The 9,083-nt window shown below is 60.8% G+C and carries 7 protein-coding genes and 1 pseudogene; 5 read left to right on the top strand and 3 right to left on the bottom strand.

Annotated elements, in window-relative coordinates; all coding sequences use genetic code 11:
* The first annotated feature begins 430 nt into the window (after positions 1-430).
* Complete coding sequence (locus tag JWR14_RS19800) at positions 431-1,954, top strand: FGGY-family carbohydrate kinase (RefSeq protein ID WP_299710086.1); 1,524 nt, start codon at positions 431-433, stop codon at positions 1,952-1,954.
* A gap of 25 nt (positions 1,955-1,979) precedes the next feature.
* Entirely contained in the window at positions 1,980-3,707 is a 1,728-nt protein-coding gene (locus tag JWR14_RS19795; RefSeq protein ID WP_299710084.1) for a glycerol-3-phosphate dehydrogenase/oxidase, read from the top strand.
* Between the two features lie 67 nt (positions 3,708-3,774).
* On the opposite strand, the gene JWR14_RS19790 is transcribed toward JWR14_RS19795, so the two are convergent.
* Positions 3,775-4,464 (bottom strand): glutamine cyclotransferase, encoded by a 690-nt coding sequence (locus JWR14_RS19790; RefSeq protein WP_299710082.1) that lies wholly within the window; start codon positions 4,462-4,464, stop codon positions 3,775-3,777.
* A 9-nt stretch (positions 4,465-4,473) separates the two neighbouring features.
* A complete protein-coding gene (locus JWR14_RS19785; protein WP_299710081.1) occupies positions 4,474-5,694 on the bottom strand; it encodes a helix-turn-helix domain-containing protein in 1,221 nt (406 codons plus the stop codon).
* 127 nt (positions 5,695-5,821) lie between these two features.
* Here JWR14_RS19785 and JWR14_RS19780 point away from each other — a divergent pair, with 127 nt between their 5' ends.
* Positions 5,822-6,592: a thioredoxin family protein gene (locus tag JWR14_RS19780; protein ID WP_299710079.1), complete on the top strand. Its 771-nt coding sequence runs from the start codon at positions 5,822-5,824 to the stop codon at positions 6,590-6,592.
* Between the two features lie 45 nt (positions 6,593-6,637).
* A complete protein-coding gene (locus tag JWR14_RS19775; protein ID WP_366144572.1) occupies positions 6,638-7,429 on the top strand; it encodes a DUF2182 domain-containing protein in 792 nt (263 codons plus the stop codon).
* 72 nt (positions 7,430-7,501) lie between these two features.
* On the opposite strand, the gene JWR14_RS19770 is transcribed toward JWR14_RS19775, so the two are convergent.
* Positions 7,502-8,125, bottom strand: coding sequence for an ABC transporter ATP-binding protein (locus JWR14_RS19770; protein WP_299710077.1), 624 nt, complete (start codon positions 8,123-8,125; stop codon positions 7,502-7,504).
* Between the two features lie 385 nt (positions 8,126-8,510).
* On the opposite strand from JWR14_RS19770, the pseudogene JWR14_RS19765 reads away from it, so the two are divergent.
* Positions 8,511-9,083 (top strand): annotated as a pseudogene (locus tag JWR14_RS19765) (hypothetical protein); the annotation flags it as partial.

The following is a 9,083-nucleotide window of genomic DNA, read 5'->3' as shown; positions in this document are numbered from 1 at the left end:
AGTGAAGCGGTAGAGAGGCATGGGGCCGTGCGGGCGCCTTGGCAACTCGTGCTTGCCCGAGAGCACTGGTGGCGAAGCGTGTTCATGTCAGGATTCGTGAGAAGGAGGGTTTCACACATCCTTCGCTCTGGCGAGCACCGTGCTTTTGGGGCACCCATGAATCGAAACTGCACGCTGTGGACACTTAGGGTAGCGTGGTTAAAAGCGTTTTCTTTGCTTCGTTTCTTTGTCGCTAAGGACCAAGAAATGACGTGCCGCCACGCACAGTGGCTAATAGTGATAAAGAAATTAGCCAACTCAAGCAGACCACAAACCTAGAAAGCAGCAACCCGGCAATGAACCAGAACCGCCAACCCAAGAACCAGAACCGCTAACCCAAGAACCCACCACTCAAACCCCATCCCCCATCCGAAACGCAGTGAAGGACCAAATGGCTACATATCTGCTGGGCCTCGACAGTGGTTCGACCGCGACCAAGGCCGTTATCTTCGACACCACGGGCCGCACCGTCGCTGTAGGCTCACGACGCGTCGAGCAGCGCCAACCGCGCCCGCGTCACGTCGAACGTAACATGGAAGAAACCTGGACCGCGGCAAGCGGCGCCATTCGCGATGCGCTCGAGCACAGCCAAATACCCGCCAGCGCGATCGCCGCTGTCGGCGTAACCGGGCACGGCGACGGGTTATACCTCGTTGACCACGACGGTGCCCCGCTTGGACCTGGAATCCTGTCGCTCGACAGCCGCGCCTTCGACGTCCGCGATCAATGGCGCGAAACCGGCGTGCTCCAACGGGCACTGGAATTGACCGGGCAGCAGCCATATCCCTACGCCGCCGTCAGCGTGCTCAAATGGATCCAGGTCAACGAGCCTGAGCGGTACGCAAAAATAGGCCACGTGCTCTTCTGCAAGGACTGGCTCCGCCTCTGCCTGACTGGCGTCCCGGCAACCGATCCGACCGAAGCCAGTTCTTCCTTTACCGATGTCCGCACGCAACAGTACAGCGCCGAAGTACTGGATCTATACGGCCTCGCCTCTATAGGCCGCGCATTGCCACAAATCGTCCCGTCCGAGGCGCTTGCAGGACGCATCACCGCACACGCTGCGGCGCAAACCGGTCTGAAGGAGGGCACGCCGGTCGCCTGTGGATTACACGATGTCACGTCCAGTGCCTTGGGGATGGGCAACACGGAGCCGGGTATCGTGTCGATTACGGCAGGCACGTTCAGCATCAACGAGATCCTTTCTGATCGTCCGCAACTGGATCCGCGCTGGTCGTGCCGCAACGGCACACGTCCCGGCCAATGGATGAACATGTCGATTTCGCCCGCGTCGTCGAGCAATGTCGACTGGTTCCTGCGCGAGTTTTTCGCACACGAAGCGCAACAGGCGGCAGAACGCGGATGCTCGCTGTTCGAGCTGATCGGAGATGAATTGCAGGCTGCATTCGCCGAACCGAGTTCCGTCATGTTTCATCCATTCCTGTTCGGTTCCCCCTTTGAACAACCCGCGAGCGCCTCGTTCTTCGGCATCCGCGGCTGGCACCGTCGGGCCCATCTGGCGCGGGCAGTGCTCGAAGGCATGGTCTTTAATCATCGATACCATGTCGAAGCACTGACCAGCGCGCTTCCCGCGCGCCGGGCGGGTCTGACCGGTGGAGGATCATCAAGCCCCATGCTTGCGCAGTTGTTTGCCGATACCCTCGGGATTCCTATCGATATCCCGGAAAATCAGGAAGCCAGCGCGCTTGGCGCAGCGCTCTGTGCCGGCGTGAGCGCAGGAGCGTTTGCATCGCTGGCGGAAGCCGGCACGCGCGCATGCCGCATACAGCGGACGCACCAGCCGGATCCGGAACGGCGCGCTCAGCTTACTGAAGCGTACACCCTCTATATGCAGCTTATTTCAAACATGAACGCATTGTGGCCGGCGCTCGATCGTGCTGCCACCGCGCATTGATGATGAGACTTAGACGAGACAAGTGATGACCCAGCGATCCCGCGGATTTTTTATCGACCGGCTTGCGCAGCAGCGCCGTGTCAGCGTGCTGATTATTGGTGGCGGAATTAATGGCGCAGGGTTATTCCGCGACCTCTCGTTGCAACAGGTTGACTGCTTGCTGATCGATAAGGCTGACTTCGCCTCAGGTGCAAGTTCGGCGCCGTCGAGGCTCATTCACGGCGGCCTGAAGTATCTTGAAACTGGTGAGTTTCGGCTCGTGGCCGAATCCACACTGGAACGAAATCTGTTGCTGAAAAACGCGCCGCACTTTGTACATCCACTGGAGACAGTACTACCGATTCATTCGTACTTTGGCGGTATCGTTGCCTCTACGCTGCGGTTTTTCGGTGTGAAGTCGAAGCTCGCGGATCGCGGCGCGATCATTTCGAAACTGGGTCTCTCGATCTACGATTTTCTCGGCCGCCATCACCGGACAATGCCGCGCCACCATGTCGCGCTGAGAAGCCGGTCTCTTGAGGATTTGCCATTGCTCGATCCCGGCATCAAGGCAACCGCCACGTATTTCGACGCGCAGGTGACACAGGCCGAGCGGCTGAACTACGAACTGGTAGCAGATGGACTGGCTGCTTGCACGGAAGCCGCGGCGGCAAACTACGTGACCGTTGATCGTGTGGAGGGCGACACGGTCTGGTTGCGGGACCTCGTGTCGGATCGGCTCTTTCCTGTCACACCAACCCTTATTGTCAACGCCGGCGGAGCCTGGATTGACAGCGTGAACCGGTCGCTGGGGATCGAGCGAAAGTACATCGGTGGAACGAAAGGATCGCATCTGATCGTGACCCATCCCGAGCTGCATGCGCAACTGCGGGGCCGCATGGTTTACTTCGGCTCGAAGGACGGCCGCATCTGTCTTGTGTATCCATTTATGGATCGGCTTCTGATCGGTTCGACCGACATACGCGTGGACGATCCCGACCAGGTTCGCTGTGAGGACAGTGAGGTCGACTATATGCTCGGCGTCATGCGGGAGATATTTCCCCGCCTGGAACTGGATGCATCGAACATCACTTTTCGCTATAGCGGCGTGCGGCCGTTGCCTTATTCCGATGCCGCGAATCCCGGCGACGTGAGTCGCGATCACGTGGTGCACATCGATCATCTGCCCGATACTGAGATTCCAGTGCTCTCGCTGGTGGGCGGCAAATGGACCACCTTCCGGGGATTTGCCGAATCCGTTGCCGACGATACACTGAAGCGCCTCGGACGCTCGCGTAGGGTCAGCACTCGCGACGAAGCTATCGGTGGCGGACATGATTTTCCACGTACAGCCAAAGATAGGGCTGCATGGATCAGCGAGCTTGCCGCGCGTTGCAGTGTTCAGGTCGAACGAGCTGAGACCTTGCTCTCGCGTTACGGTACGAGTGCATCTGTTATCGCAGCATTCTGCTCATCAACTCCCGATGGATCCCGTGACACCCCGCTCGCAAGCGAGCCGAGCTACACAGTGCGGGAGATTCAGTACCTATGCGAGCAGGAAGCCGTGACGCATCTTGCGGATCTGCTGTTCCACCGAACGACGATAGCGATCTCTGGTCAATTGACCGGAGCCGTGCTGGATGAAACTGCGGCGATCGCGGCGCGTGTGTTGGGATGGGACTCGATCCGCACGCAACTGGAAATGGAATCGTCCCGCGACATCGCCCGGCAGCGCCACGGAATGGTGCTTCGCAATACTGAGCTTGCGCATTGACGCAGTACGAGCGCCGGTTAGTCTCACGCATTGAACCGGCCGCCCCGCCGCGCACCGGCCACTTGCACTACTCGCTAGTAGAGTCGACGGGGATCCCGGCGTCGCTGCCGGCTGCGGAGTCTCGACGGGGGCGACGAACAGCTCTTAGCTTGCCGCTGGCTCCGCCGCCGCAGAAGAATTGCTCGCCTCCATCGGACTCGAGCCCCGACACATAGGTTCCGGGCGGCATCTCAAGGCTCTCCAGGACCTCTCCCGTGTGCGAATCTATATGTCTCAGATCGCTCGCGTCATCTTCCCAGGTACCGTGCCAGAGTTCTCCGTCGACCCAGGTGACGCCGGTGACGAAGCGGTTAGTTTCTATGGCGCGGAGAATCGCGCCCGTTTGAGGATCGACTTGATGGATTTGCCGGCTCCGATACTGCCCGACCCAAAGCGACCCTTCGGCCCACGCAAGCCCCGAGTTACCGCCGCCACCGGGCGCCGGGATGGTGGCAAGCACCTGACCGGTTTTTGGATCGATCTTCTGGATACGATCCCCGGCAATCTGAAACAGGTGCTCGCCGTCGAAGGCTGTTCCTGCATCGGCGGCGACATCCAGCGAGCGCAGCGACGGATCCCTGCTCGCGGGATCGAAGGCATTCAGCTTGTCCCCGGATCCAAACCAGACATGCTGACCGTCATACGTGACCCCATGCACGCTATCGATACCCGGAAAGGGCCCATATTCACGGATTATTTCGGCGTTTGATCGTTTCATGTTGTCATCCTAATCAGTGGGTAGTTGAGCAGGGAGTAACAAGCTTGTCGCGAATCCTGGCACGGGCGGAGTCATCCAGCGACGCGCTCGCCCGCGGCCATACGACTGCACCTTACCTGCTGCCGCAAGCACGTCGAGTGAACGCTGCACGGTGCGCTGACTAGCCCCAAGCACAAGTGCCAGAGCCGAGCTCGTCCACGACTCGCCGTCGGCGAGAAAGACAAGAACCGCCGCATGTTTGTCTTCGACGGGCCGCGCCAGCACGACCACCTCGCGTGTGGCGCGCGGCACCAGCACAAACCCTCGCTTCGTCGCGCTCACGCCCGCCAGTGTTCCAAGCGCCGTACGAAGTCGTCCGATTTCAACACGCAAGCGCGCGCGATGCGATTCATCGGCATGCTTCGTCCGGAATGCCCCCTCGATGAGCGTTTCCCGGGGCACGTCGGCGGGCCACGCTTCGCCCAGCACGCGTGCGAGCGCGAACAAAACCGGGCGTCTGGCGAGCGAGACCGCCGTGCTGGCGTTGCACACGAGCTGTCGGCATGCGTCCACGACGAGCGCCTTCGACGCAAGTAACGCTTCGACGTCATCGAGCAGCAGGAGCCGTTCCTCACCCCTCGCAATCAAGCGTGCGGCGGGCGTATTCAGTATGAGGGATGCGCTTTCGACCTCCGCGGTGAGCGCAGGAATACCCGCTTGGTGCGCGGCGCGTTCGGCCCGGGCAAGCGCGGCGCGCGCCGTCTTTGCCTGGAGGCGCCGCATTGCGATGCCTGCCACGACCAGCTCATGAGCGACCCTCAACGCGGGCGGGAAGGGCGTGGGATCAAGCTTGGCGAGCGCCTGTTCGGCCTCGTCGAGACGGCCGGTCAGGAGATTGCGCCGGACCTCGAGATACCGCGCATGCGCGGCGTTCACCCGGTCGCCATGGGCTTCGAGTGTCGCCCGTGCTGCGTCGAGCGTCTTCGCGGGCCAGCCCAGGTCTCTTGAAGCGAAGGCGATCTCGACCTCGGCGACGACACACCTCGCACGGGCCACCGCCTCCTTCGGACCGAACGCGCGCGCCGCACTTCGCATGAGCGCTTTTGCTCGAACGAGATCGCCTAGTTGCGCCATCGCGATACCGCGAAGCGCGAGCGCGGGCGCGTCGTCGCGCAAGGCTATCCGGTTCAGGGCGCCGAGCGGGTCGCCCGCGGCGAGCGAACGTGCCGCGACCGCAATTAGTGGGTCCATGGTCTATCCGAATCACGCCACACTTGTCACTCCCATCGTTTGATGCCCAGTACTAATCTATCACCAACCCGCCTGTCGGATCGGGCGTTGAACGAACGACGAAGAACCCTTAACGGAGGCAAGGACGATGACAACACACGTAACCGGGACACGTGAAGAATGGTTGGCAGCGCGGCTCGAATTGCTCGAGGCGGAGAAAGAACTCACCCGGCGCGGCGACGCGCTGGCGCGGCAGCGTCAGGCACTGCCGTGGGTTCGCGTCGACAAGGACTACCGGTTCGAGACCAACGAAGGGGATGCCTCGCTGGCAGACCTGTTCCAGGGGCGTTCCCAGCTCCTCGTCTATCACTTCATGTTCGGACCGGACTACAAGGCGGGATGCCCGTCCTGCTCGTCCATAGCGGACGGCTTCAACGGCGTCGTGGTGCATCTTGCGAACCATGACGTGACGCTTTCGGCGGTGTCGCGGGCGCCGCTCGCGAAGTTGCAGGCGTACCAGCGACGGATGGGGTGGACTTTTCCCTGGGCGTCCTCGTTCGGCAGCGACTTCAATTTCGACTTCAACACCTCCCTCACGGAGCAGCAACAGCGCGAGGGGACGGTCGAATACAACTACGTTCGCGAAGCGCCTGTCGTCGACATACCCTCGCGTACGACGCCCGACGGGGCCACTACGTTCGCGATCATGTCCGGAACCGACACAGCGACGTACGCACGTGAAAGACCGGGCGTCAGTGCGTTCGTGCTTGAGGACGGCGTGGTCTATCACACGTATTCGTCCTATTCGCGCGGCGTGGACGGCATCTGGGGCATGTACCAGTGGCTTGATCGTGCGCCCAAGGGGCGCAACGAGACAGGTGTCTGGTGGAAGCGTCACGACGAGTACGGCACGCGCTGAGCCGGCGTTGCTGTGATCTCATGCTCGCGAAAGCGGGAGCGGAAAGTGTCTGAAACTATGGTATCCGAACGACTTTCCCGGCGAACCTTCTTCGGTATCTCGGCGTTGCTCTTCGCCGCCAGCGCTGCGGTGACGATCGTCTGGTGTGCGTCCATGTCAACGATGGGCGAGATGCCAATGCCCGGCGGATGGACCATGTCGATGGCGTGGATGCGGATGTGCGGACAGACATGGCCCAATGCTGCGGCGTCGTTCATCGGCATGTGGGTCGCGATGATGGTGGCGATGATGTTGCCATCCCTCACGCCCGTGCTGTGGCGCTACCGTCAGGCAGTCGGCACGAGCTCTGGCTGGCTGACCGCGGTGGTGGGCGCCGGGTACTTCTTTGTGTGGGCCGTACTTGGAGCGGCCGCCTTTGCGCTGGGCAGCGCGCTGGCAGCGCTTGAGATGCAGTTGCCGGCACTGGCGCGCAGCGTTCCGATTGCGACAGGCGTGGTCGTACTGATCGGCGGCGCGCTCCAGTTCACATCGTGGAAGACGCGTCACCTTGCCTGCTGCCGGGACGTTTCGAGGTGCGACCGCGTGATGCGGGCGGACGCGGCAACGGCCGGGCGACACGGCCTGCGCCTTGGCGTTCACTGCAGCATCTGCTGTGCCGGTCTGACGGCAATCCTTCTCGTGATGGGCGTCATGGATCTGCGCGTGATGGCCGCCGTGACGGCAGCTATAACAGTCGAGCGTCTTGCACCGGCCGGTGAGCGCGCGGCGAGCGCTATTGGAGCCGCCGTCGTTGTGCTCGGGGTGATCATGATCGTGCGCGCGATGGGGCTTGGATAAGGCATCGCGCACTTTGCGACCATCGCGGGATGGGTACGTTCGAGGGCGTTGATTTACACCCCAAGAAACCGCTTAATTACCATCCACAAGCTCAGCAAAACTGATCATTTTCGCGCCGCATGCCTGCGTAAACTCCTCGTCATAACTCGAAAATAAAACCGTCCGGTCTTTACCTAGCACCTTGAACAAATCAATTAGAACAGCGCGCGCGGGGGCATCTAGGCCAGCGCCCGGTTCATCTGCGATAACGACCTTCACTTCGCCCAGCGCTGCTGCCGTCAGGAAGATTTTCTTGCGGGTACCAAACGACATTTGCTCGAAACGCTTCCCAAGATGTGGCGTCAAGCCAAAGCGGTCTGCCAGATCGAACGTCTGACTATTGACGGCTGTTTCCCTGTTCGATGCCACCTGCTCCAGATACTCGCGGCCGGTTTGCTGCGAGTACGGCATGCAGTCGTCGGGCACGTAGGCAAGTAGGGCCTTTGCCTCGAGCGTGGCGCCACGCAACGAGTGCCCATCTATCCATACCTCACCCTGGTCTGGCTCGAACTCACCGGCGAGGATACCGAGCAAGGTGGATTTGCCGCTGCCCGTTTCATCGTTCAGCGCCACGCACCCAGTGCCGGCGCTATAACGCAATCCTTGAAAGATAACGCGCTCGTCGTAACGTTTGCAGAGGTTCTCGAATCGAAGCATGGGTTGCGGACTTTGTCAGAAGAAGAGTGGCCAAGAGACCGGGGCGGATGGCGATTGGCATCGTACCGGGCGGCAAGGATTGTGCGGCAATAAAAGAACTGCAAGTGTAGCAGCGCATGCCGACGCGCCTGACGCCATAAAACGCCAGCCAAAGGGCGCCAGACGCCACCGTTTGCAAGCCAACAAAAATCTTACTTTGTCGGATATCAGCTAGGGATTGGCGCATCCAATCTTAGGTCTGGGCGCGTAGCTTATTGATGGCGAAGCCGCAGTTCATGCGCGGCCCTTTTTATGCTGCCTCCATGTGTGTCACTCACTCTTTGCCGAGTGAAGGCCGATGTTATCCGCATGTTGGAGGCGCGTTTCGAGCTACAGGACAGACGTTATGATGACCAACCCCAAGAGGACACTACTCACGGGCCTCCTTCTCGGTGCACTAGTGATCGGTGTATCTATCATGCACTCAGGCGAGGAGAAACTGCCGGGCGCGCGATCAGGCTCGGAGCACGATGGCGCTTCCGCCTCGGGCGACCTCGACAATGGCCCGGCTGAAACCTGGAGAACAAGCCCGGCTTCCGCAAGCAATCATTCCGATGATATCTCCCATATTCTTCAGGCGATTCGGGACAGCCTGAAACGTAATGATCTTGCTTCCGCCAAGGTCCTGTTGGGCGCGGTGCAAACGCTTCACAAGGACGACAGCCGCGCGCTGACACTCCAGAAAGAATTGCAGGCGCGTGAGGAAAAAACTGACGCTGCGCCTCCGGTTGCTCCGCCTGAGACCCGGCCGAATACAGCCAAGTCGACACGGTCTACATCTCGTTTCCCCACGAGGGCCGAACGATCGCGCGAGAGCGCGTCCCCGGTTCGCGAACATACGTTCAGCGCGTCTCGTCAATCACGGATCGTGGACGCGCCAACGATCAAAGCCCGATCGAACAGCGCTGTCAGCGGTGTA

The sequence above is a fragment of the Caballeronia sp. genome (genome assembly GCF_028292365.1).
Lineage (GTDB): Bacteria > Pseudomonadota > Gammaproteobacteria > Burkholderiales > Burkholderiaceae > Caballeronia.
This window is presented reverse-complemented; position numbering and strand designations above follow the sequence as displayed.

Bases quoted from the DNA above. Each gene is read 5' to 3' on its own strand.
- JWR14_RS19795 (WP_299710084.1), top strand. From the start codon at position 1,980: ATGACCCAGCGATCCCGCGGATTTTTTATCGACCGGCTTGCGCAGCAG.
- JWR14_RS19780 (WP_299710079.1), top strand. From the start codon at position 5,822: ATGACAACACACGTAACCGGGACACGTGAAGAATGGTTGGCAGCGCGG.
- JWR14_RS19785 (WP_299710081.1), bottom strand. From the start codon at position 5,694: ATGGACCCACTAATTGCGGTCGCGGCACGTTCGCTCGCCGCGGGCGAC.
- JWR14_RS19790 (WP_299710082.1), bottom strand. From the start codon at position 4,464: ATGAAACGATCAAACGCCGAAATAATCCGTGAATATGGGCCCTTTCCG.
- JWR14_RS19800 (WP_299710086.1), top strand. From the start codon at position 431: ATGGCTACATATCTGCTGGGCCTCGACAGTGGTTCGACCGCGACCAAG.
- JWR14_RS19770 (WP_299710077.1), bottom strand. From the start codon at position 8,125: ATGCTTCGATTCGAGAACCTCTGCAAACGTTACGACGAGCGCGTTATC.